The 21776-nt window shown below is 61.4% G+C and carries 24 protein-coding genes; 18 read left to right on the forward strand and 6 right to left on the reverse strand.

Annotated elements, in window-relative coordinates:
- Positions 1 to 24 precede the first annotated feature (24 nt).
- The 4 genes from EQW76_RS02475 (at position 25) to EQW76_RS02490 (ending at position 4413) form a co-directional block, all read left to right on the forward strand.
- Complete coding sequence (locus EQW76_RS02475) at positions 25 to 849, forward strand: ferritin-like domain-containing protein (RefSeq protein ID WP_142823584.1); 825 nt, start codon at positions 25 to 27, stop codon at positions 847 to 849.
- Between the two features lie 106 nt (positions 850 to 955).
- Complete coding sequence (locus EQW76_RS02480; protein WP_203452788.1) at positions 956 to 2230, forward strand: M23 family metallopeptidase; 1275 nt, start codon at positions 956 to 958, stop codon at positions 2228 to 2230.
- Positions 2231 to 2464: 234 nt separating this feature from the next.
- Complete coding sequence (locus tag EQW76_RS02485; protein WP_142822806.1) at positions 2465 to 3991, forward strand: DEAD/DEAH box helicase; 1527 nt, start codon at positions 2465 to 2467, stop codon at positions 3989 to 3991.
- Entirely contained in the window at positions 3991 to 4413 is a 423-nt protein-coding gene (locus EQW76_RS02490) for an NUDIX domain-containing protein (protein ID WP_142822808.1), read from the forward strand. The genes EQW76_RS02485 and EQW76_RS02490 overlap by 1 nt, the downstream gene beginning before the upstream one ends.
- Before the next feature lie 9 nt (positions 4414 to 4422).
- Here EQW76_RS02490 and EQW76_RS02495 read toward each other — a convergent pair whose 3' ends face one another.
- The 5 genes from EQW76_RS02495 to EQW76_RS02515 form a co-directional block, all read right to left on the reverse strand.
- Entirely contained in the window at positions 4423 to 4743 is a 321-nt protein-coding gene (locus EQW76_RS02495; RefSeq protein WP_111221896.1) for a TfoX/Sxy family protein, read from the reverse strand.
- Between the two features lie 4 nt (positions 4744 to 4747).
- On the reverse strand, positions 4748 to 5407 hold the full coding sequence (locus tag EQW76_RS02500; RefSeq protein ID WP_142822809.1) for a nucleotidyltransferase family protein: 660 nt from the start codon (positions 5405 to 5407) through the stop codon (positions 4748 to 4750).
- A complete protein-coding gene (locus tag EQW76_RS02505) occupies positions 5365 to 6054 on the reverse strand; it encodes an XdhC family protein (RefSeq protein WP_307877635.1) in 690 nt (229 codons plus the stop codon). The genes EQW76_RS02500 and EQW76_RS02505 overlap by 43 nt, the downstream gene beginning before the upstream one ends.
- Positions 6055 to 6059: 5 nt before the next feature.
- Positions 6060 to 6386, reverse strand: a complete 327-nt coding sequence (locus EQW76_RS02510) for an XdhC family protein (RefSeq protein WP_142822811.1) — start codon at positions 6384 to 6386, stop codon at positions 6060 to 6062.
- Positions 6387 to 6493: 107 nt separating this feature from the next.
- The gene (locus tag EQW76_RS02515; protein WP_142823586.1) at positions 6494 to 6949 is read right to left on the reverse strand and encodes a flavin reductase; all 456 of its coding nucleotides are present in this window, start codon (positions 6947 to 6949) and stop codon (positions 6494 to 6496) included.
- 197 nt (positions 6950 to 7146) lie between these two features.
- Here EQW76_RS02515 and EQW76_RS02520 point away from each other — a divergent pair, with 197 nt between their 5' ends.
- From EQW76_RS02520 to EQW76_RS02570, 11 genes are all read left to right on the forward strand, one after another.
- Positions 7147 to 8229 (forward strand): ABC transporter substrate-binding protein, encoded by a 1083-nt coding sequence (locus EQW76_RS02520; protein WP_142822813.1) that lies wholly within the window; start codon positions 7147 to 7149, stop codon positions 8227 to 8229.
- 101 nt (positions 8230 to 8330) lie between these two features.
- Complete coding sequence (rpe, locus tag EQW76_RS02525) at positions 8331 to 9017, forward strand: ribulose-phosphate 3-epimerase (RefSeq protein ID WP_142822815.1); 687 nt, start codon at positions 8331 to 8333, stop codon at positions 9015 to 9017.
- Between the two features lie 7 nt (positions 9018 to 9024).
- Positions 9025 to 9510, forward strand: coding sequence for a hypothetical protein (locus tag EQW76_RS02530; RefSeq protein ID WP_142823587.1), 486 nt, complete (start codon positions 9025 to 9027; stop codon positions 9508 to 9510).
- Between the two features lie 89 nt (positions 9511 to 9599).
- Complete coding sequence (gene purB, locus EQW76_RS02535) at positions 9600 to 10901, forward strand: adenylosuccinate lyase (protein WP_142822816.1); 1302 nt, start codon at positions 9600 to 9602, stop codon at positions 10899 to 10901.
- 74 nt (positions 10902 to 10975) lie between these two features.
- Complete coding sequence (locus EQW76_RS02540; RefSeq protein ID WP_142822818.1) at positions 10976 to 11530, forward strand: alpha/beta hydrolase; 555 nt, start codon at positions 10976 to 10978, stop codon at positions 11528 to 11530.
- Positions 11531 to 11641: 111 nt separating this feature from the next.
- Positions 11642 to 14188, forward strand: a complete 2547-nt coding sequence (locus EQW76_RS02545; RefSeq protein ID WP_142822819.1) for a bifunctional diguanylate cyclase/phosphodiesterase — start codon at positions 11642 to 11644, stop codon at positions 14186 to 14188.
- Between the two features lie 239 nt (positions 14189 to 14427).
- Positions 14428 to 15192, forward strand: coding sequence for a phosphoribosylaminoimidazolesuccinocarboxamide synthase (purC, locus tag EQW76_RS02550; RefSeq protein WP_111221888.1), 765 nt, complete (start codon positions 14428 to 14430; stop codon positions 15190 to 15192).
- Between the two features lie 18 nt (positions 15193 to 15210).
- On the forward strand, positions 15211 to 15453 hold the full coding sequence (gene purS, locus EQW76_RS02555) for a phosphoribosylformylglycinamidine synthase subunit PurS (protein WP_142822821.1): 243 nt from the start codon (positions 15211 to 15213) through the stop codon (positions 15451 to 15453).
- Between the two features lie 19 nt (positions 15454 to 15472).
- Positions 15473 to 15730, forward strand: coding sequence for a hypothetical protein (locus EQW76_RS02560; protein WP_142822823.1), 258 nt, complete (start codon positions 15473 to 15475; stop codon positions 15728 to 15730).
- Positions 15727 to 16398, forward strand: a complete 672-nt coding sequence (gene purQ, locus EQW76_RS02565) for a phosphoribosylformylglycinamidine synthase subunit PurQ (RefSeq protein ID WP_142822825.1) — start codon at positions 15727 to 15729, stop codon at positions 16396 to 16398. Before EQW76_RS02560 ends, purQ begins: the two co-directional genes overlap by 4 nt.
- Before the next feature lie 118 nt (positions 16399 to 16516).
- Positions 16517 to 16924 (forward strand): hypothetical protein, encoded by a 408-nt coding sequence (locus EQW76_RS02570; RefSeq protein ID WP_142822827.1) that lies wholly within the window; start codon positions 16517 to 16519, stop codon positions 16922 to 16924.
- A 14-nt stretch (positions 16925 to 16938) separates the two neighbouring features.
- On the opposite strand, the gene EQW76_RS02575 is transcribed toward EQW76_RS02570, so the two are convergent.
- On the reverse strand, positions 16939 to 17175 hold the full coding sequence (locus tag EQW76_RS02575; protein WP_142822828.1) for a DUF1127 domain-containing protein: 237 nt from the start codon (positions 17173 to 17175) through the stop codon (positions 16939 to 16941).
- A 101-nt stretch (positions 17176 to 17276) separates the two neighbouring features.
- Between EQW76_RS02575 and EQW76_RS02580 the strand changes: the two genes are divergently transcribed.
- The 3 genes from EQW76_RS02580 (at position 17277) to purL (ending at position 21774) form a co-directional block, all read left to right on the forward strand.
- The gene (locus EQW76_RS02580) at positions 17277 to 18695 is read left to right on the forward strand and encodes a PLP-dependent aminotransferase family protein (protein WP_142822830.1); all 1419 of its coding nucleotides are present in this window, start codon (positions 17277 to 17279) and stop codon (positions 18693 to 18695) included.
- Between the two features lie 222 nt (positions 18696 to 18917).
- Entirely contained in the window at positions 18918 to 19421 is a 504-nt protein-coding gene (locus tag EQW76_RS02585; protein ID WP_224127796.1) for an acyloxyacyl hydrolase, read from the forward strand.
- Positions 19422 to 19542: 121 nt separating this feature from the next.
- Positions 19543 to 21774: a phosphoribosylformylglycinamidine synthase subunit PurL gene (gene purL / locus EQW76_RS02590; protein WP_142822834.1), complete on the forward strand. Its 2232-nt coding sequence runs from the start codon at positions 19543 to 19545 to the stop codon at positions 21772 to 21774.
- The last annotated feature ends 2 nt before the right edge of the window (positions 21775 to 21776 follow it).

Here is a 21776-nt window from a genome sequence, read left to right on the forward strand (position 1 = left end):
GCGGACGCCGTGACAGTCTCCGATGTGCAAGCCGCCGCCATCGTCTCGCTTCGCGGCGGGGCGATCGCGGCCATCGGTGCGTGCGATGTCGAGCGCAAAGCCGAGCTTGCGCAGGAGACCGCCAGACGCTGGTTCGCCCGCGTCCTGTCGCTGCGCTCGCCGCTCGACCCTGTCCTGCCGGATCGCCCGGGACGCCCGGCAAAGCCGGAACTGATCCCGCCGAAGAATATGGAAAAGCGGTCCCTTCACAGTGTAAAGGGCCGCATTGCGCTTCTCCACGCCATCGCTCATATCGAATTGAATGCCGTTGACCTCGCGCTCGACATCGTCGCCCGCTTTGCGACCGAAAAGGTCCCGAACTCGTTTTTCGATGGCTGGATGCAGGTTGCGTTCGAGGAGGCGAAGCATTTCCGGCTGGTGCGTCAGAGATTGCAGCAGCTTGGCGCCGACTACGGCGACCTGCCCGCCCATGACGGCCTGTGGCAGGCAGCCCACGCCACCCGGACCGACCTGACGGCGCGCCTGGCCGTCGTACCGCTCATTCTTGAGGCACGCGGCCTCGACGTGACGCCGGCGCTGCAGACCAAGATGCGCGAAACCGGAGACTTCGAAAGCGCCGCCGTCCTCGATGTCATCTACGAGGATGAAAAGGGCCACGTCGCGGTTGGCGCCAAGTGGTTCAGATTTCTCTGCGCCCGCGAGAAACGCGATCCGGTCGCAACGTTCCAGGCGCTCGTCCGCAGCAATTTCAGGGGTCCTCTGAAGGCGCCCTTCAATGATATTGCACGTGCCGAGGCCGGCTTGACGCCGTCCTTCTACCGCTCGCTGACCTCCACCAACCGCAGTTGATTTTGCAAACGATTTTGCCGCAGGCAAGCCTGCGGAAAGGCTTTGTTAACCATGCTCGTGCCTAATCCTGCCTGCAGCGCAGAAACGCTGCGGTGGGAGAATCGCCGTGGGAAACGGACAGCAGAACAGGATTTTTGGCGGCGCCCGGCAGCAGCATGTCATCATCCTCGCCAGCGGCGACAAGGTCCGGCACATGACGCTGCGCCCCTGGATGATGGCATCCGCCATCGGATGCGCTGCAATCCTCGTCATCGGCTATCTGCTGGCAACCTCCTATCTCGTCCTGCGTGACGATCTGATCGGCGCCACCATGGCCCGCCAGGCGCGCATGCAATATGATTACGAAGACCGAATTGCCGCATTGAGGGCGCAGGTCGACCGCGTCACCTCGCGCCAGTTGCTCGACCAGCAGGTAGTCGAGCAGGAGGTCGACAAGCTGATGCAGCAGCAGATGTCGCTCTCGTCGCGTCACGGCAAGCTCGATGCATTGCTGGACCGGGCCGAAAGCTCGGGCGTCATCGACAAGCAGCCACCGGCCCCCGGTGCAGATCATGCCGAATTGACCGCCCGACAAAAGGCCCTCGAACTGGCCAACGCCGGTAGCCCTGCGGAAGTCACCCCCGACAACTCGACGCTCGCCTACCTGCCCGCCAAGGAAACCGTCGCCGACCATGCCGACCGGGTGTTCTCCAAGGTCACCCTGTCGCTGAAGAAGATCGAGCAGGACCAGCTGAAGCGCATCAAGCGGCTGACCGATGGCGCCGACGACACAGCCGATAACATCCAGTCGATCATCAAGACGGTGGGCGTCACAGTTCCGGCGTCCCCCGCCGCGATCGATGACGATGGAGGCGTCGGGGGCCCTTTCCTGCCGCCGGAGAATGTCGACCCGTTCGACCAGTCGCTGGCAAATCTCGATACGGCGCTGACGCGGCTTGAAGCAGCGCGCGGAACGGTCGAACAGCTGCCCTTCCGCAACCCCGCACAGGGCAAGCTGATCACCAGCCCGTTCGGCAACCGCAAGGACCCCTTCTTCGGCAAGCTGGCGCTGCATCCCGGCGTGGATTTCCATTTCGATCCCGGCGAGGCCATCAAGGCAACGGCGCCGGGCAAGGTCGTTTCGGCAGGCTGGGCCGGCGGCTATGGCAACATGGTGGAAATAGACCACGGCGATGGCATCTCGACACGCTACGGTCATATGGCAGCCATCACCGTCCAGGCCGGCGATACGGTCAAGGCCGGCGAGCAACTCGGCCTTGCCGGCAGCACGGGACGGTCGACCGGAACCCATCTCCACTACGAAGTCCGCGAGGACGGACGTCCCGTTGACCCGATGTACTTCGTCAATGCAGGCATCAAGCTTGCCAGCTATATCAATTAGCTAGCCTTGCAATTTATCGCTTTGCCCGGGGCATTTTTGTCCCTATGATCATGACAGCAATGCAACAGGCCACCGCGCGACGGAATTTTTTTACCCCGCGCGCCGGGAACACTCCCTCGTTGCCTCATTTCCTTGACTTCAGGGCGTTTTGATACTATGTGGCGCTGCATTGCGGCATACAGCCTGTCGACTCATCGTGCGGTCGACCAAACCGAAACGGAAACAGTTTTCCCTTTGACCACATTTGCTGACCTTGGCCTGAGCCAAAAAGTCCTATCCGCTGTCACCGACGCGGGCTACACCATCCCTACTCCGATCCAGGCCGGCGCCATCCCGTTTGCGCTGCAGCGCCGCGATATCTGCGGCATTGCGCAGACCGGAACAGGCAAGACCGCCTCGTTCGTGCTACCGATGCTGACCATGCTCGAAAAGGGTCGGGCCCGGGCGCGCATGCCGCGCACGCTGATCCTCGAGCCGACGCGCGAACTGGCAGCCCAGGTGGCTGAGAACTTTGAAAAATACGGCAAGAACCACAAGCTGAATGTCGCGCTGCTGATCGGCGGCGTGTCGTTCGAAGAGCAGAACAAGAAGCTCGAGCGCGGCGCCGACGTGCTGATCTGCACGCCTGGACGCCTGCTCGACCATTGCGAACGCGGCAAGCTGCTGATGTCAGCCGTCGAGATCCTGGTCATCGACGAAGCCGATCGCATGCTCGACATGGGCTTCATCCCGGACATCGAGCGCATCGTCAAGATGATCCCGTTCACCCGCCAGACGCTGTTCTTCTCGGCCACAATGCCGCCGGAAATCCAGAAGCTGGCCGACCGCTTCCTCCAGAACCCGGAACGCATCGAAGTATCGCTGCCGTCCTCGACGGCAAAGACCGTGACGCAGCGTTTCGTTGCCTCGCACGGCAAGGATTACGAAAAGCGCGCGACACTGCGCGACCTCATCAACGCCCAGACGGATCTCAAGAACGCGATCATCTTCTGCAACCGCAAGGTCGATGTTGCCGATCTCTTCCGCTCGCTCGAGCGCCACGGCTTTTCAGTCGGCGCGCTGCACGGCGACATGGACCAGCGCTCGCGCACGACGATGCTGCAGAATTTCCGCGATGGCCAAATCCAACTGCTGGTGGCATCCGACGTTGCCGCACGCGGCCTCGATCTGCCCGATGTCGGCCACGTCTTCAATTTCGACGTTCCGATCCATTCGGAAGACTATGTCCACCGCATCGGCCGCACGGGACGTGCCGGTCGCTCGGGCGCAGCATTCACGCTGGTGACCAAGCGTGATACGAAGTATATCGATGCCATCGAGAAGCTGATCGATCAGAAGATCGAATGGCTTAACGGCGACCTGAACGCTCTCCCGCCGGCAGATGAAAGCCAGGAAACCGAACGTCCGCGCCGTGGCAGCAGCCGCGACAAAGACAAGGAACGCGGTCGCGGCAGAGGTCGTTCTGCACCGAGCCATCCCGTTCACAAAGCTGATATCGACGTGGTTGATACTGTCGTTCAACCCGTCGAAGTTGCACCCGTACCAAAGGCCGAAGTTGTGAAGAACGAGCGCAAGATCGAGACTAACAAGCCGCAGAACAATAATTCTCGCAACAATCCCGGCCGCCCTTACCCGGCAAACGATGACAATCGCGAACGTCGTGCCCGCTATCATCGCGACCAGGACGACGGCCCGACACCGCTGGGTTTCGGAGACGACATCCCTGCTTTCATGCTGATCGTCACTGCCGCCAAGGTCTGATGACTGCACCGGGCACCGATTTTCCGGGGCTGGGCACCGGGCTTGCCATCCTTCGTGACGGCAAGCTTCTGCTCTATAAGCGGATGAAGGCGCCCGAAGCCGGATTTTGGAACATCGTCGGCGGCAAGATCGACCTGATGGAAGCCTCCGCCTCTGCTGCCAAACGCGAGGCAGGGGAAGAGTGTGGTCTCCAGATTGGACAGATCGATCTGCTCTGCACGACGGAGCAGATCATCGAGGCGGACCGCCAGCACTGGGTGTCCCTGATTTACGTCTGCACGGATTTTGCCGGCGAGCCATCGCTGATGGAGCCGGACAAATTATCCGAATTCGGATGGTTCAGCCGCAACGCGCTGCCAAGCCCGCTTTCTGCCTTTACCAGGGCTGCCATCGACCACCTAGACACCGATCTCTTTCCCTGACTTCAGCCGTTACTTCTCCGTCCGCAGCGCCGCCTCGTATGCAAGCCGCACCCATTTTGCCATGACATCGGGATCGTCGAACGCATCCTCCGGGATCGACCAATACGGCATGAACACCGGCTTGCCCTTCTTCCCCTCGTACGACCAGCGCCTGGCGCCGGCCGATTCGAAAGCGGGCGAACTGACATCGTCGGCCTTCAGCAGCATCTCGTCGCGAAAATCCAGGGCGATGATCCGGCCCTGATGATAGACGCCCTTGCCGCCGAACATCCGCTTGATTGTCACCGGCCCGAGTGCCGCAAACATTTCCTCGATATCAAGATTGTCCAAGACCTTACTCCTTCAGAGTGCCACCGGCTGCAAGGACGGCATCGGGCGTATCGACATCGAGATGCGCAGCACGACCGATCTCGACATCGACAACCGGCAGGCCGCACCCATCGATTATACCGCGCGCACCCACATCGCCCCTCAGTGCCATCACGGCTGAGCGCAGCGAAATCGGCAGGATCACCGGGTTGCCACGCTCTCCATCCGAGACCGCGCGGACGATAGCCTCGCCGCCGGCCGCTTGAAACGCCTGGATCAGCGCCATGAGATCGGAGGTTTCGACGCCGGGCATGTCGGCCAGCATCACCAGCACGCCAACGCTCCCCGACGCCGACACGGCGCCGAAACCAGCGACGAGAGAGCTGGCCATACCGCTTTCGAAATCCGGATTATAGACGTTTTCGATATCGAGCCCCGCCAGTGCGGCCGTTATTTCTAGATGTCTGTGCCCGGTGACAACGAAGACCGGCGCGCCCGTTGCGCAAGCCCGTTCTACCATGACCGTCACCAGCGGGATGCCATCGAATGTTGCCAGCAGCTTGTGCGGACCACCCATGCGGCTGGCTTTACCGGCTGCCAGCACCACGATTGCAACGGAATAGCGTGCGATCTTTTCCGGCATCAGGCTGCCTCCCCAGCCGAGGATGGGGACCGGCGACGCCATGACTGGATAATCTCCGCCAGAATGGCGACGGCAATTTCGGCGGGGGTCACGGCCCCTATGTCGAGCCCGATTGGCGCATGTATCCTCGAAAGGTCCGGATCGCCAAACCCCTCCGCCTGCAAACGCAGCAGGCGCGCGGCATGGCTCCGTCGACTGCCCAGCGCACCGACATAGAAGCACCCGGCTTGCAGCCCAGCGCCGATGGCGTAGTCGTCGATATCAGGCTCATGCGCCACCGCCACCACAGCGGTGTGGCGATCCACCACCAGCTTTTCCCTTGGCCAGCCGACGATAAGCTGCGCCGACTCGAAGCCATCGGCAGACGAAAAGCCGATCCGGGGATCGATGATCGTGAGATCGAATCCCGCCACACTCGCCATCGACGCCAGTGCTCGACTTATCCGCACCGCGCCGATGACGACGATTCTAGGTTCTGGCACATGGATGTTGAGGAAAAGCTGGCTTCCGTCGAGTGCAATCTTCGACGATCTGCCGCTCCGGAATGCAGATGTGACCGCATCGCCAAGAGCGCCGTCGATCCCTTCGCCTTCGACCACAAGCCGCTCCGTCCCATCCACGAGATCGGTGACGACAACAGCGGCATGCCGGTCACGACGCAAAGAACATAGCTGGCTAAGCGTTTCCATTCGCATCAGCCTACCTTCTCGATGTAGACCTCGATCCTGCCACCGCAGGAGAGGCCGACAGCGCGGGCCACCTCGTCGGTCACCCGGAAATCCATGAGCCTCCCGGCGCCGGTCGCGATGACCTCGAGCGCTGCAGCAACCACGTCGCTCTCGATGCAACCGTTCGAGAGCGTACCCTCTGTGGCACCGTCCGCGGAGACCACCATCTGTGTTCCCACCGGCAGCGGCGCCGAACTCCATGTCTCGGTCACCGTCGCCAGTGCCACTGCCGTGCCGGAAGCAGCCCATCTTTCGGCTGTATCGAGGACATCCGTTCCTGCAAGTATCGACATTGGTCCTCCTGGACCCCACAAAAGATGGGGAATGCATGGCAATCAAGCGCCGATAGCCAAAGTTAAAGTCAGGCCGGCATGTGTCAACACGCCGCCCGGACGAAGATCTATCGGCCAACGGCGTGGTAGTCGCGGTGCATGTAGAGCAGAGCCGGGCGTCGCTCACTGAAACGCACAGCCACCACTTCCCCGAAGATGACGTTGTGGGTCGTGCCGCGCGTCACATCGACAACCTTGCAATCGAAGGCAGCGAGGGCGTCGACCAGAACGGGCGCGCCGGTCGCCAGCGTGTCGAAACCGCCCATGGCAAAGCGCTCGTCGGTGGACAGCTGCGTCTTGCCGGAGAAGGCATCGGCCAGCACCTGATGATGGGCGCCGAGTGCGTTCAGCGAAAAGATGCCGCTCGCGAGGAAGATGTCGTTCTTGGCATTGCCGCTGTTGAGGCAGACGAGCACCGTCGCTGGATTGTCGGAGACCGAGCAGGCCGCCGTGATCGTCACGCCGCGACGGACACCCTCATGCACGGTCGCAACCAGCTGCACGTGGCCGGCGTAGCGGCTCATGGCGTCTCTGAAATGGGCCGGATCCAACGACTGTTCCAAGCGATCTCTCCCATTCTGCTGCTGGCATCGCCAATATGGAGCCCACGCGCCAGCTTTTCCACCATGCTCAGGTGAAAGCACGTCTTGTACCGGATTTTCTTTGACGGCAGGGAGTGGTCCGATAAAAGAACAGGAGAAACAATCGGGATTTTCCTTTCATGAACAGGCTGCGTCGATCCCTGCTCGCCCTGGCGCTGCTGTCTGCGGCGGAAAGCAGCCATGCGGCCGGCGTTTCCATCGGCGTGGTCGCGCCCCAGAACGGCACCTTCGCATCGCTCGGCGCCCAGATGATTGCCGGCGCAAAATTCCAGGCACAGGCCGCCAACGACGCCCTGACGACAGTTGACGAACCCTGCACCGAAAACAGCGGCCAGGTCATCGCCGACGCCCTGATCAAGGCCAAGGTGCAAATCGCCATCGGCTTCCTCTGCAGCGATTCGCTGGAAGGTGCGCTTCCGCGCTTGAAAGATGCCGGCATCCCGGCCATCACCGTGTCCGTGCGCTCGCATATCCTGATGGAAGATGCGTTGAAGAACGGCTGGCCGTTTTTCCGTCTCGCCCCGGCAGACAGCGCCGAGGCAAAGCGGATAATCGGCGTCATCCTGCAGAACTGGGCCTCGCAGCCGCTGGCGCTGGTCGATGACGGCACCATCCATGGCCGGGAACTCGTCGATGCCGTGCGCACCGGCCTTGACGAAAACGGCCTGAAACCGGTCTTCAACGACACGCTTCGTCCCGGTCAGGATCAGCAGATCAGCCTCGGCAGGCGCCTGAAAAAGGCTGGCGCCACAGCCCTGCTTGTCGGCGGAGACCGCAGTGACGTCGCAATCATCGCCCGCGATGCGGCAGCGGACAAGGATGCCCTGCAGATCATGGGAGGCGATGCGATGCGGGCTGCCGACCAGCCCATTCCGCTTGCCGACGGCGTGCTTGCCGTGACCATACCGGACTATGCCAGCCTTCCCCCGGCCGCACAGGCTGCCAAAGCCTTGCGCGACGCCGGTGTCGAGCCGGAAGGCTACGTCCTGCCGACGGCGGCGGCTGCCCTGATCGCCGACCAGGCCGTCACCGCAGCGCTGGCGGACAAGACCCCAGTCGCCGCGAAGCTCGTGGGAACGACATGGCAGACACCGGTCGGCCCCGTCGCCTTCGGCAACGATCACGAATTGACCGAGAACCCCTATCGCCTGCTGGAATGGCGCGACCATCGCTTCCAGCCGCCGGTCTCGCCCGGCAACTAGCCGGCAAGCCCCTGCCCGGGTGGAGTGCTGGCGGCGCGTCGTTGCCGTTCCTCCCATCCGGTGATAATCAAGCGTCAGATGACTTTGGAGTTTCCCCGACCATGCCGTTGCCGATCCGAATTGCCCCTTCCATTCTCGCCGCCGACTTCTCCAAGCTGGGCCAGGAAGTCCGTGACGTGACCGCGGCAGGCGCCGACTGGATCCACCTCGACATCATGGACGGACACTTCGTGCCCAACATTTCGTTCGGCGCCGATGTCATCAAGTCCCTGCGCAGTTTTACCGATGCCACTTTCGACTGCCATCTGATGATCGAGCCCGTCGATTTCTACCTGGAAGCCTTTGCCAAGGCCGGTTGCGACCGCATCACCGTGCATGCCGAGGCTGGCCCGCATCTGCATCGCTCGCTGCAGACCATCCGCAATCTCGGCAAGAAGGCCGGCGTCACACTCAATCCGGCGACCCCATTGTCTGTGCTGGAAAACGTGCTCGACGATGTCGACCTGATCCTCATCATGTCGGTCAACCCAGGCTTTGGCGGGCAGAAGTTCATCCCCGCAATGGCCGACAAGATCCTCAAGGCCCGGCAGATGATCGGCGACCGACCGATCGAGCTCGAGGTCGATGGTGGCGTGACCGTGGAAACCGCATCGATGATCACCGCAGCCGGTGCGAATGTGCTGGTCGCAGGGTCGGCAATCTTCAAGGGCGGCTCGGCTGAAGCCTATCGCAAGACGGTCGGCGATCTGCGTGCCGCTGCTGAGCAGGGCCGCGTTGGCGCGGCGTGAGCCGTCGCTGATCGACAAGGCGGCGCGGACAACGACCGTACCGCTGCATCTGACAGGCGCTGTTGCCTGGGGCGCCCTGATGACGCTTTCCGCGGCACTGGCGCTCTACCGGCACAACGGCCTGCAGACGGACCGGCTCGACAGCCTGCTGATCGTCTATTTCCTCGGCGGCGCCCTCGCCTGGCCTCTTGCTGTAACGGCGGCTGGCTGGTTATCGGGCGGCAAACCGGTGGAGACACGCTTTGCTGCCTGCCTGCTTTGCCTGGCGCTCGCAACCATGTCGATGACGGCTTTTCTCTTCGCGCTCGACTACCGCGTCTTCTATTCGCGCTGGCATGCACCGGCCGGATCGCTCATCTGGATGTTCCAGTTCGTCTTCACCGGTGCCAGTGCGGTCTATCAGTTCGGTGTGCTCGGCAGCCGCCTGTTTCTGCCGCTCGGGCTCATCTGGCTGCCGACGGCAAGCTACTATCTGGCGCGACGCCTGCGATGAGCGCCCGCCAAGCGTTGAGATTGTCATCCGTCTTTGCTAAAGGGGCGGCAAGCCTTGAAATTCCTGCTGTTGAAGAAAGCTGAGAGCTTATGATCCCTCGCTACTCCCGACCGGACATGGTCGCCATCTGGTCGCCCGAAACGAAGTTCCGCATCTGGTTCGAGATCGAGGCCCATGCCTGCGATGCGCTGGCAAGCCTCGGTGTCATACCGAAGTCCGCGGCCGAGACGATCTGGGAAAAAGGCGGCAAGGCAACCTTCGACGTCGACCGTATCGACGAGATCGAAGCCGTCACCAAGCACGACGTCATCGCCTTCCTGACGCATCTGTCGGAAATCGTCGGCCCGGATGCCCGCTTCGTCCACCAGGGCATGACATCCTCCGACGTCCTCGACACCACCTTCAACATCCAGCTTGTGCGCGCCAGCGACCTGCTGCTGGCCGATCTCGACCGCCTGCTCGCGGCGCTGAAGACCCGCGCCTTCGAGCATAAGGACACGGTCCGTATCGGTCGCAGCCACGGCATCCACGCCGAGCCGACCACCATGGGCCTGACCTTTGCCCGCTTCTACGCCGAGATGGTCCGCAACCGCGCCCGCCTCGTCGCCGCCCGCACAGAGATCGCAACCGGCGCTATCTCCGGCGCCGTCGGCACCTTTGCCAACATCGATCCGTCAGTCGAGGAATATGTCTGCGAGAAGCTCGGTCTTGCTGCCGAGCCGGTGTCCACACAGGTCATCCCGCGCGACCGCCATGCCATGTATTTCGCCACGCTGGGCGTGATCGCCTCCTCGATCGAAAACGTCGCCATCGAAATCCGCCACATGCAGCGCACTGAGGTCCTGGAGGCGGAGGAATTCTTCTCGCCCGGCCAGAAAGGCTCGTCGGCGATGCCGCACAAGCGCAACCCGGTGCTGACCGAAAACCTGACGGGCCTCGCCCGGCTGGTGCGCATGGCGGTTATCCCCGCCATGGAAAACGTTGCCCTCTGGCACGAGCGCGATATCAGCCATTCGAGCGTAGAGCGCGCGATTGGTCCAGACAGCACCATCACGCTCGACTTTGCACTCAACCGGCTTGCCGGCGTCATCGAAAAGCTGGTCATCTATCCCGAGAACATGCTTCGCAACATGAACAAGTTCAAGGGCCTGGTCATGAGCCAGCGCGTGCTGCTCGCCCTCACCCAGGCCGGCGTTTCGCGCGAGGATTCCTATCGCCTCGTCCAGCGCAATGCCATGAAGGTCTGGGAACAGGGCAAGGACTTCCTCGAAGAACTGCTTGCCGACCCCGAAGTCCGCGCCGCGCTTTCCGAAGAAGAATTGCGCGAGAAATTCGACCTCGGCTACCACACCAAGCATGTCGACACAATCTTCCGCCGCGTTTTCGGCTGACGATCCTAAGGCGGCAGCGTCTGGCTCCGCCTTCATCCCGGCACCGGCGTGTTCAGCTCACAGATGGCAGAAGCATGAAAGTATCCGAAGCAGATATCCTCATCGTCCCCGGCTATACCAACTCCGGTCCTGACCATTGGCAGACGCGCTGGGAGCAGAAGCTCAGCACGGCGCGGCGCGTCGAGCAGGCGGAGTGGTCGAAGCCGGTGCGAGACGACTGGGCAGCCCGCATCGCCGAAGAGGTAAATGCCTCGACCAAGCCCGTGGTTCTGATCGCCCATTCGCTGGGCGTGCCCTCGGTGCTGCATGCCATCCCGCATTTCAAGAAGCCTATTGCCGGCGCCTTCTTCGTGGCCCCACCAGACGTTACCAACCCGGAAATCCGCCCGAAGCACCTGATGACCTTCGGCCCCTATCCGCGCGATACACTGCCCTTTCCATCGATGACCATCGCCAGCCGCAACGATCCTTTCGGCACCTATGAGCACGCCGAGGAGATTGCCAAGAGCTGGGGGTCTACCTTGATCGACGCTGGCGAGGCCGGCCACGTCAACGCCGATTCCGGCCATGGTCCCTGGCCCGAGGGCACGATGGTCTTTGCGCAGTTTCTCAGCAAACTGAAACCATAAAAACTCCCCTGACTGTTTGAGGGCAAAGTTACATTAGCTTTTCCGCTTATGTTGTTTATCTCAAATTAATCAAATGCACCCACAGTATTGGCAGTGTCTGTGGGTGCTCCTTTGACTTGGTTTTCAAACGATGAGACGCGTTTCGACGGCGTGACGGCGGGCGTCTTCGATGTTCTCCATCGCGTTCCCGTAGCAACCCTTGCCGTCTCGCTGGCCGACCATTGCATGGTCTACGCCAACGCAGCATTCTGTGCGCAGTTTGGTACTCCCACCGGGCATAAGACGGTGGATGAACTTACTCTACCCGACGACCTTCCCCTTCTTCGCAGGCAGTTGAACGGGCTTTCAAGCGAGCCCAGCGTCGAAGCCGTCTCGATGCGGCTGCGGGGCAACTCGGATCGTCCAATCTGGGTTTCGGCGTCCTTCACGAAGCTTGCGACACCGGAAAATTGCATCCTCATCCAGCTGGCCGATATCGACCGTGAAAAACGCCTCATCGAAGACCTCGGCGAAAAGGAAAGTCGCTGGAACTCGGCACTGACAGGCTCGGGGCTCGGGGTCTGGGATCACGACTTCGTCAAGGGACGGTTGAGCTATTCCGAGACCTGGCGAAAAATGCGCGGCTACACGTCGGAGGAGGAAGTCGACGCTGCACTTGAAAACTGGATCCTGTCCGTTCACCCGGACGATCGCGACTATGTGTTGAAGTCCATCGAGCTGCAAAATTCAGGCAAGGCCGTGAGCGGCACCTTTTGCTACCGGGAGCGTCACAAGGACGGCCACTGGATCTGGATGGAATGCCGCGGCGCCGGCGTCGAATGGGACGAGCACGGCACTCCCACCCGAATTATCGGTACCGATATCGACATCACCGCCCGCAAGGCTGCCGAGGAGTTGCTGACACACACGTCGAGACGGCTCGATCTGGCGCTCGATGTCTCCGGCATCGGTGTCTTTGAGGCTAATTTGGATACAGGGGTTGTCGAGTGGGACCATCGCCTGCTCGTCATCTACGGCCTGCAACATACGCCGAGCCTCAAGCGGCTCGACGCATGGATCGAAACCATCCATCCCGATGATCGGGAGAGAATCGAGAGGCATCTCCAGGACCATCTAGCCGCCCGCGAGGCTTTCGAGCAGGAATATCGGATCGTCCGGCCCGATGGTACGGTCCGTGTCATCCGCGGGCGCTCGACAACATTTGTGGACGGCAGCGGCACCAACAGGATGATCGGCGCCAACTGGGATGTGACGACCGAGGTCGGGCTCCGGGACGAGCTTAACCGCGCCAAGGAACTCGCAGAAGCCCGTAACATCGAACTTGAACTGGCCAAGGAGAAAATCGAGCACATCGCTCTCCACGACCACCTGACCGGGCTTCCCAATCGCCGCTATCTCGATCGTATGCTCTCGGCACGAGCCGAAGAGTGCCGCGCTGATGGCACGGTCCTCGTGGTCCTCCATGTCGACCTCGATCGCTTCAAGCAGATCAATGATACGCTGGGTCACCGCGCCGGTGACATGATGCTCAAGCATGCCGCCTCCGTGCTGCGCGATGGCGTCGCCGCCGGTGATTTCGTCGCGCGGATCGGCGGCGACGAATTCGTTATCGTCTGCACCCGGAAGGCATATTCAAGGAAGATTTCCGGCCTCGCCGAACAGGTTATTCGCGAACTGCACAAGCCGGTTCGCTACGAAGGCCACGATATCCGGTTCGGCGCCAGCATCGGCATCGCCTTCGACAGCGGCGACGACCTCGATGCCAAGCAACTGCTGCTGAATGCCGATATCGCGCTTTACCGCGCCAAGGGCAGCGGTCGAAACAGGCACGAGTTCTTTTCGCTGGATGCCCGCCAGCATATCGTCACCACCAAGCGCCTATCGGATGAAATCCTCCTCGGCATAGAGCGCCATGAATTCATACCGTTTTACCAGCCGCAGTTCTCTGCATCCACGCTGAACGTCATCGGCGTCGAGACGCTGGTGCGTTGGCAACATCCCGAGCATGGCATCCTGTCTCCCGACCGCTTCATGTCGACGGCCGATGACCTCGACGTCGTCGCCGTGCTCGACCGTCTCGTCTTGGAAAAAGCCCTCGCGGACCAGCAGTCATGGCGCGACGCCGGGATCGATATCCCGAAAATCTCGGTCAATGTCTCCGCCCGCCGGCTGGCTGACCCCAATCTCGGCAAGGCGTTGCGCGCGCTGAAGATCAAGCCCGGTACGGTGTCCTTCGAGCTGCTCGAATCGATTTCCCTCGACCAGTATGGCGAGACATCCCTTGCCAACCTGAAGCGTCTGAGGCGATTCGGCATTGACATCGAAATCGACGATTTCGGCACAGGCCATGCCTCCATTGTCGGCCTCCTCCGCTTGAGCCCCAAGACCCTCAAGATCGACCGCGAACTCATCAAGCCCCTGGTGGCATCGGCGGAGCAACGGCGGCTCGTCGGGTCGATCATCGAGATCGGTCGTTCGCAGAAGATCGGCGTCACCGCAGAGGGCGTCGAGACTATGGAGCATGCCCGGATCCTTGCCGAACTCGGCTGCGACAGTCTGCAGGGCTATGCGCTCGCGCGCCCGATGCCGGCTGCGGAAATTCCCGCCTTCATCCGCAGCGAGTGCTGGCGCCCCGACCGCAACGTCCAGGCCGCCTGAGAACGCCTAGAGGCCGCCCGCAGCGACGGTCTTGCGACCTTTCGCGCCGTCTGAATATTCGTCGTAAAGTTTGTCATCCCGGTGATACATTACGATTCCCGCGACTTTGACAGCCGAGGGCGGATTCGGAGGAAGGAGAGGCAGGCGCATTGTGAATTTGCTTCTTTTCCTTTATGGGGACGCCCAGAGATTGATCCCTACGCGCCATCCCAAGGGCGCCAACGACAGAGAATTACAAGATGAACCGTCGCCGCCGTATCTACGAAGGCAAGGCAAAGATCCTTTATGAAGGACCCGAGCCTGGCACGCTGATCCAGTTCTTCAAGGATGACGCGACCGCCTTCAACAAGAAAAAGCATGAAGTCATCGACGGCAAGGGTGTACTCAACAACCGCATCTGCGAGTACATCTTCAACCATCTGAACAAGATCGGCATCCCGACCCATTTCATCCGCCGCCTCAACATGCGCGAGCAGCTGATCAAGGAAGTCGAGATGATCCCGCTGGAGATCGTCGTGCGCAACGTTGCCGCCGGATCGCTGGCAACGCGTCTCGGCATCGAGGAAGGTGTCGTCCTGCCGCGCTCGATCATCGAATTCTATTATAAGTCCGATGCCCTCAACGACCCCATGGTGTCGGAAGAGCACATCACGGCCTTCGGCTGGGCCAACCCGGCCGAACTCGACGACATCATGGCGTTGGCCATCCGCGTCAACGATTTCATGACGGGCCTGTTTCTCGGCGTCGGCATCCAGCTCGTCGACTTCAAGATCGAATGCGGCCGCCTATTCGAAGGCGACATGATGCGCATCATCCTCGCCGATGAGATCTCGCCGGATTCCTGCCGTCTCTGGGACGTCGAAACCCATGAGAAGATGGACAAGGACCGCTTTCGCCGCGATATGGGCGGACTGCTGGAAGCCTATTCCGAGGTCGCCCGTCGTCTCGGCATCATCAATGAAAATGAGCCCGTGCGCGGCACGGGACCGGTTCTCGTCAAGTAAAAAGGCAGGAAGACACCAGTGATCAAGGCTCGCGTCACCGTCACGCTGAAGAACGGCGTTCTCGACCCCCAGGGCAAGGCAATCGAAGGCGCGCTCGGCGCTCTCGGTTTCGAAGGCGTGGACCATGTCCGTCAGGGCAAGGTTTTCGACGTCGTCCTCGACGGTACCGACAAGGTCCGCGCCGAGGCTGACCTCAAGTCCATGTGTGAAAAACTCCTCGCAAACACGGTCATCGAGAACTATACTATAGCTCTCGACTGAGGGTTGTGGACAAGGTCCAATGACTGAGGCAACGCAGGAACTGATGTACGAGCTGATGAAGCGAATCCAGGGGGACGTTGCAGGCCTCAAGGAGGGCCAGCGTGACCTGCGACAGGAGATGTCCAGCTTGCGCGGACAGTTCCACTTGTTGCAGGGCGACTTCAATAATCTGCGTAATACCGTTGGTCACATAGACATTCGTCTCGAGCGCATCGAAAATCGCCTCGAACTTCGTGAACTTGCAGAAGCACAAGCTAGGTTTGAACCGCACCCATGAAATCAGCAGTCGTTCAGCTTCCAGGCCTAAACCGCGATCGTGATATGATCGCTGCCTTGACAAAAATCTCCGGCGTTGCGCCAATCACCGTCTGGCAGACGGAGACGGAAATCCCGGATGTCGACCTCATCGTCATTCCCGGTGGCTTTTCCTACGGCGACTACCTTCGCTGCGGCGCCATTGCAGCGCGCATGCCAGTCATGCGGGCAATCAAGGAAAAGGCCGAACAGGGCGTCAAGGTTCTCGGCGTCTGCAACGGTTTCCAGATCCTCGTCGAGGCCGGCATGCTGCCCGGCGCGCTAATGCGCAACGCCTCGCTGAAGTTCGTCTGCAAGGAAATCAAGCTCGAAGTCGTCAATGCGGACACAGACTTCACGCGCGCCTATGAAAAGGGCCAGGTGATCCGTTGTCCGATCGCCCATCATGACGGCAATTACTTCGCGGATGCCGAAACGCTGGCTTCCATCGAGGGCAACGGCCAGGTTGTTTTCCGCTACCTCGAAGACGGCAATCCCAACGGCTCGATGAACCATATTGCCGGCATCATCAACGCCAAGGGCAATGTGCTGGGCATGATGCCGCACCCGGAAAACCTGATCGAGGCCGCTCATGGCGGCTCGGACGGGCGTGGCCTATTCGCCTCCGCACTCGACATTGTCGCGGCCTGAGACATTCCTGACATTCTGCCATTGACCGGCGCGTTCTCCCTGAATGCGCCGCAAAGGCAGCTTATTGGCTCGTGAATTGGCGACGCGAGTTCGGCCCGACAGATTGAAAGACAGATTGATGCGCATTTCTACCAACGGAATTCTGACAGCCGCCGCCCTCTCCGCCTTGGCAGTCTTTGCCGCTTCATGCCAATCCAAGCGCGCCCCTGAGGTCACGCTGACCCAGCCCCGCACAGCGCTGTCGACGATGGAGCGTGTTGCGGTTGCCGCCCACGGCTGCTGGTTCAAGTCATCCGACCCCGCCTTCGCGCGCTACACGATGGCCCCGGAGCTGAATTCCTTCACCGGTCGGCCGCGTTTCCTCGTTGTTGAGCGCAGCCAGCCGACCGGCCGCCCCTTGCTCGTCGTCCAGGCAGAAGGCAACCCGGCGAAGCTTGCTGCCTTCGGACCGCTGATGAACGGTCCAAACTCGGCTCGCATCACCTCAGACATCAACCGCTGGGCCGGCGGCACCAAGGGCTGCTAAAAATCAGAAGCCGGCTACTCCCAGAAAAATGACTTCGCGACCTCCCGCCGGACCTCTGCGGGAGTGAGGCCTATGTCGCGCAACTGATCCATGGAAAGCGCACGCAGCGCCCGGCGGCTACGCTTCTTTTCGGACCACACCGCCATCCGCTCTATGATGCCGGCAGCAAAAGCCGTGGGACGAAGACGCCGCTGCGGTGCGTCGCTATAGATTGCACCCCGCGCTTCCCTAATTGTATCGATTGTACCCATCGCATCCACCTTACTGTCGAGAAAAATCTGCCGTTTGCATTTTCGCCCAGACGCCGGTCGTAATCTTGACTTTGAACGGGTACAATGGCACGATTGTCACCATGACAAATTGGCTTCCAGACATTTCCAGTGGTACGGGTCCGGTTTACGTGCGGGTCGCCGACAGCATTGAAACCGCGATCAGCCACGGCATATTGCCGCCGGGCGCAAAGCTGCCGCCGCAACGCAATCTGGCCTTCGACATCGGCGTGACCATCGGCACCATCAGTCGCGCCTACGCCCTAGTGCACGAACGAGGATTGGTTGCCGGCGAGGTCGGGCGCGGCACATACGTGCTTGACCGCGAGCACAGCAAGCCGATCACCCAGATGGATCCCATCACGCAGGCCCTGTCCGGCACGCGCGGCATGGAGGCGCCATTGGCCACGGTTCGCTTGGATACGACGGCAGCTCCCGATATCGGACAGGGCGAGATCATCGGCCGCCTGTTTGCCGATATCAGCCGCGAAAAGAGCATGGAGATCTCGTCATACTCCCGCACGTTCCCCGCCAGTTGGTCGGTTGCCGGGCAAGCCTGGCTTTCTCGAAACGACTGGCGGCCGGCGGTCGAAAATGTCGTTCCGACGCTTGGCGCCCATGCCGCAGCAATCGCGGTCATTGCGGCAGTCACTTCGCCGGGGGACAAGATCGTCTTCGAGAACCTCACCTATACTCAGGTCAGCCGCGCCACCCGGCTGCTCGGGCGCCGCGCGATCCTCGTAGAATCTGATGAGCAGGGCATCATTCCTGATGATTTCGAGCGCCTCTGCCAGCAACAGCATCCACGCCTCGCCTTCCTGATGCCAACCGCCCATAACCCGACGCTGACGACGATGCCGGAAGCACGCCGCCGTGCCATCGCCGCAATTGCCCGACGGCACAGCGTCTGGCTGATCGAGGACGACATCTATGGCGGGATGACCGGAGACCAGACGCCGCTGATGGCAAGCATTGCGCCGGAACGCACATTCCTGGTCAGTGGACTGTCGAAGTCGGTGACGGCGGGCGTGCGCGGCGGCTGGGTCGCCTGCCCGCCACACTTTGCCCAGCGCGTGAAGGTGACGCACAAGATGTCGACCGGAGGACTGCCGTTCATCCTTGCAGAGACTGGCGCGCGTCTCGTCCACAGCGGTCACGCCCTGTCGCTTCGAACCCGCACGGTGGCAGAGATAGCGACGCGCGAGGCGATGGCGCGGGAAGCCTTTGCCGGCTTCGAATTCTCATCCGAGCCGCATATTCCATTCCTGTGGTTGAAACTGCCGGAGCCGTGGCTGTCGGGAACGTTCAAGAACGCGGCGCTGGCGGAAGGCGTGCTGATCGACGACGAGGACGAGTTCAAGGCAGCCCGGACGGAAAAAGTCTATCACCGGGTTCGCATTGCCTTTTCATCTCCCCAGGACCGCAGCGTCGTGCAATCGGCCTTCATGACCTTGCGCCGGCTACTCGAAAACGGCTCTGCGGGTTACGATAGCGATAGCTAAAGCAACTGTGGCATTTTGGTGTCAGCCTCCCGGAAAGCGTGAACGCCCTACCGCGACTGCTTTACGCAACATGAGCCGGTGCTACGAATTGGTTGCTGCACCGATTCGTGCACGTGGTTGTTGGAGGTTCTGATGCGCCTGAATGGTACCTTACGTCGCCTGGCCTTCATCAGTGCGGCGTTAGCGTCCGTCGCTTCCGGGTCCTCCGTCACTGCAGCGGACATGAGCCAGGCCCCTGCCGATACTACCAGGATCTTCGACGAACTGCGCTTCGGCGCAAGCGCTTCGATCCAGACCGGACACGATCACGAAAACGGCGTCTTTCCGGATGTCCAGGTGCTCTTCAATCCGTTCGGGTACAATCCGGCCGGCGACTGGAAGGACCAGATCACCCACCCCCGCATCCATATCGGCACATCCATCGGCACCGGCGGATCGGCTGACCAGCTCTACAGCGGCCTGACCTGGACGATGACCTATTCGAGCGGCATTTTTACGGAAGCCGGCTTCGGCGGTGTCATTCACAACGGCAACCTGACGGCCGAGAACGATGGCCCCAAGCTCGGCTGTCATCTACTGTTTCATGAATATCTCGGCGCAGGCTATAATTTCGACAGCCACTGGAGCCTGATGGCGCAGGTTGCACACTCCTCGCACGCCGATCTCTGCAATGGCCCTAATGCCGGCATGACCCGCGCCGGGCTGCTGGTCGGCTACAAGTTCTGATAGCGACCTTGCGCTTTCCTGTGTGATGGCCGCGTTGAGTGGCCATTTTCCTATCGCACGATCAGACCACATGCGCTAAAGAGACCTTAAATCCCCTTCAGGTCAGGACTCTCCAGCGCTCATGACTCTTTCCAATACCATTCAGATTACCCCAGAACTCATCGCCGCCCACGGCCTCAAGCCGGATGAATATCAGCGCATTCTGGATCTGATCGGTCGGGAACCCAGCTACACCGAGCTCGGCATCTTTTCGGCGATGTGGAACGAGCACTGCTCCTACAAGTCCTCGAAGAAATGGCTGCGTACACTGCCGACGACAGGCGCCCGCGTCATTCAGGGGCCCGGTGAAAATGCCGGTGTTGTCGATATCGATGACGGCGACTGCGTCGTCTTCAAGATGGAGAGCCACAACCATCCGTCCTACATCGAGCCCTACCAGGGCGCGGCGACGGGCGTCGGCGGCATCCTGCGCGACGTCTTCACCATGGGTGCCCGCCCGATTGCGGCGATGAATGCCCTGCGCTTCGGCTCCCCCGATCACGCCAAGACACGCCATCTCGTCTCCGGCGTCGTAGCCGGGGTCGGCGGATACGGAAATGCCTTCGGTGTTCCGACGGTCGGCGGAGAAGTCGAATTCGACGCACGCTACAATGGCAACATCCTGGTCAACGCCTTTGCGGCCGGCCTTGCCAAGTCGAATGCCATCTTCCTGTCGGAAGCCAAGGGCGTCGGCCTGCCCGTCGTCTACCTCGGTGCCAAGACCGGCCGCGACGGCGTTGGCGGCGCGACCATGGCCTCAGCGGAATTCGATGAGCAGATCGAGGAAAAACGCCCGACCGTGCAGGTTGGCGACCCCTTTACCGAAAAGTGCCTGCTGGAAGCCTGCCTCGAGCTGATGCTGACCGGTGCCGTCATCGCCATCCAGGACATGGGCGCTGCCGGCCTCACCTGCTCCGCCGTCGAAATGGGCGCCAAGGGCGACCTCGGCATCGAACTCAATCTCGACCTGGTGCCGGTGCGCGAGGAGCGCATGACGGCCTATGAAATGATGCTGTCGGAAAGCCAGGAGCGCATGCTCATGGTGCTGCAGCCGGAAAAGGAAGACGAAGCCAAGGCGATCTTCGTCAAATGGGGCCTCGACTTTGCCATCGTCGGCAAGACCACGGACGACCTGCGCTTCCGTGTGCTGCATCAGGGCGACGAAGTGGCCAACCTGCCGATCAAGGATCTCGGCGACCAGGCACCGGAATATGACCGCCCATGGCGCGAGTCGGACAAGCGGGCCGCCCTGCCCGCCAATCTCGTCGCAGCCCCGGACGACTACGGCCAGGCGCTGCTGTCGCTGGTAGGCTCCGCCAACCAGTCGAGCCGCCGCTGGGTCTACGAGCAGTACGATACGCTGATCCAGGGCAATTCCCTGCAGCTTCCCGGTGGCGACGCCGGCGTCGTGCGCGTCGACGGCCATCCGACCAAGGCGCTGGCCTTCTCCTCCGACGTGACGCCTCGCTATGTCGAGGCCGACCCGTTCGAAGGCGGCAAGCAGGCCGTTGCCGAATGCTGGCGCAACATCACGGCCACGGGTGCCGAGCCGCTGGCCTCGACCGACAACCTCAATTTCGGCAATCCGGAAAAGCCGGAGATCATGGGCCAGCTGGTCGGCGCCATCAGGGGCATCGGCGAAGCCTGCCGCGCCCTCGATTTCCCGATCGTCTCCGGCAACGTCTCGCTCTACAACGAGACCAACGGCGTCGCCATCCTGCCGACCCCGACCATTGCCGGCGTTGGCTTGCTGCCTGACTGGAGCAAGATGGCCCGCATCGGCGGCGCCTCTGAAGGCGACCACATCCTGATGATCGGCGTCGATGGCAGCCATCTCGGCTCGACGATCTACATGCGCGACATTCTCGGCGACACCAGCGGCCCCGCGCCCGAGGTCGATCTGTTTGCCGAACGCCGCAACGGCGATTTCGTCCGCTCTGCCATCCGCAACGATCAGGTCACCGCCTGCCACGACATTTCCTCCGGCGGCCTCGTGTTGACGCTTGCAGAAATGGCGATGGCCTCGGACAAGGGCATGGAGATCACGCTCGGTGAATGCCGCGGCCAGCCGCATGCGCTGCTTTTCGGCGAGGACCAGGCCCGCTACGTCATCGCGGTAAAGCCTGAGATCGCCGACTTCGTCTGCATCAATGCCGAAAATGCCGGCGTGCCTTTCCGTCGTCTCGGCAAGGTTGGTGGCAATGCGCTGGTGATCGACACGCTTCTGTCGGTTCCCGTCGACCGGTTGCGTCATGCCCATGAATCGTGGTTTCCTGCCTTCATGGACGGCAGCGCCTTGGCCGCTGCCGAATAAGG

The organism is Rhizobium sp. rho-13.1 (assembly GCF_007000305.1).
Classification (GTDB): domain Bacteria; phylum Pseudomonadota; class Alphaproteobacteria; order Rhizobiales; family Rhizobiaceae; genus Rhizobium; species Rhizobium rhododendri.

Coding starts and splice junctions, on each gene's coding strand:
- EQW76_RS02510 (WP_142822811.1), bottom strand. CDS start 6,386: ATGTCGATACTTGCAGGAACGGATGTCCTCGATACAGCCGAAAGATGG.
- rpe (WP_142822815.1), top strand. CDS start 8,331: ATGCCGTTGCCGATCCGAATTGCCCCTTCCATTCTCGCCGCCGACTTC.
- EQW76_RS02505 (WP_307877635.1), bottom strand. CDS start 6,054: ATGGAAACGCTTAGCCAGCTATGTTCTTTGCGTCGTGACCGGCATGCC.
- purB (WP_142822816.1), top strand. CDS start 9,600: ATGATCCCTCGCTACTCCCGACCGGACATGGTCGCCATCTGGTCGCCC.
- purL (WP_142822834.1), top strand. CDS start 19,543: ATGACTCTTTCCAATACCATTCAGATTACCCCAGAACTCATCGCCGCC.
- EQW76_RS02490 (WP_142822808.1), top strand. CDS start 3,991: ATGACTGCACCGGGCACCGATTTTCCGGGGCTGGGCACCGGGCTTGCC.
- EQW76_RS02515 (WP_142823586.1), bottom strand. CDS start 6,949: ATGAGCCGCTACGCCGGCCACGTGCAGCTGGTTGCGACCGTGCATGAG.
- EQW76_RS02500 (WP_142822809.1), bottom strand. CDS start 5,407: ATGGCGTCGCCGGTCCCCATCCTCGGCTGGGGAGGCAGCCTGATGCCG.
- purQ (WP_142822825.1), top strand. CDS start 15,727: ATGAAATCAGCAGTCGTTCAGCTTCCAGGCCTAAACCGCGATCGTGAT.
- EQW76_RS02575 (WP_142822828.1), bottom strand. CDS start 17,175: ATGGGTACAATCGATACAATTAGGGAAGCGCGGGGTGCAATCTATAGC.
- EQW76_RS02520 (WP_142822813.1), top strand. CDS start 7,147: ATGAACAGGCTGCGTCGATCCCTGCTCGCCCTGGCGCTGCTGTCTGCG.
- purC (WP_111221888.1), top strand. CDS start 14,428: ATGAACCGTCGCCGCCGTATCTACGAAGGCAAGGCAAAGATCCTTTAT.
- EQW76_RS02560 (WP_142822823.1), top strand. CDS start 15,473: ATGACTGAGGCAACGCAGGAACTGATGTACGAGCTGATGAAGCGAATC.
- EQW76_RS02570 (WP_142822827.1), top strand. CDS start 16,517: ATGCGCATTTCTACCAACGGAATTCTGACAGCCGCCGCCCTCTCCGCC.
- EQW76_RS02540 (WP_142822818.1), top strand. CDS start 10,976: ATGAAAGTATCCGAAGCAGATATCCTCATCGTCCCCGGCTATACCAAC.
- EQW76_RS02580 (WP_142822830.1), top strand. CDS start 17,277: ATGACAAATTGGCTTCCAGACATTTCCAGTGGTACGGGTCCGGTTTAC.
- EQW76_RS02585 (WP_224127796.1), top strand. CDS start 18,918: ATGAGCCAGGCCCCTGCCGATACTACCAGGATCTTCGACGAACTGCGC.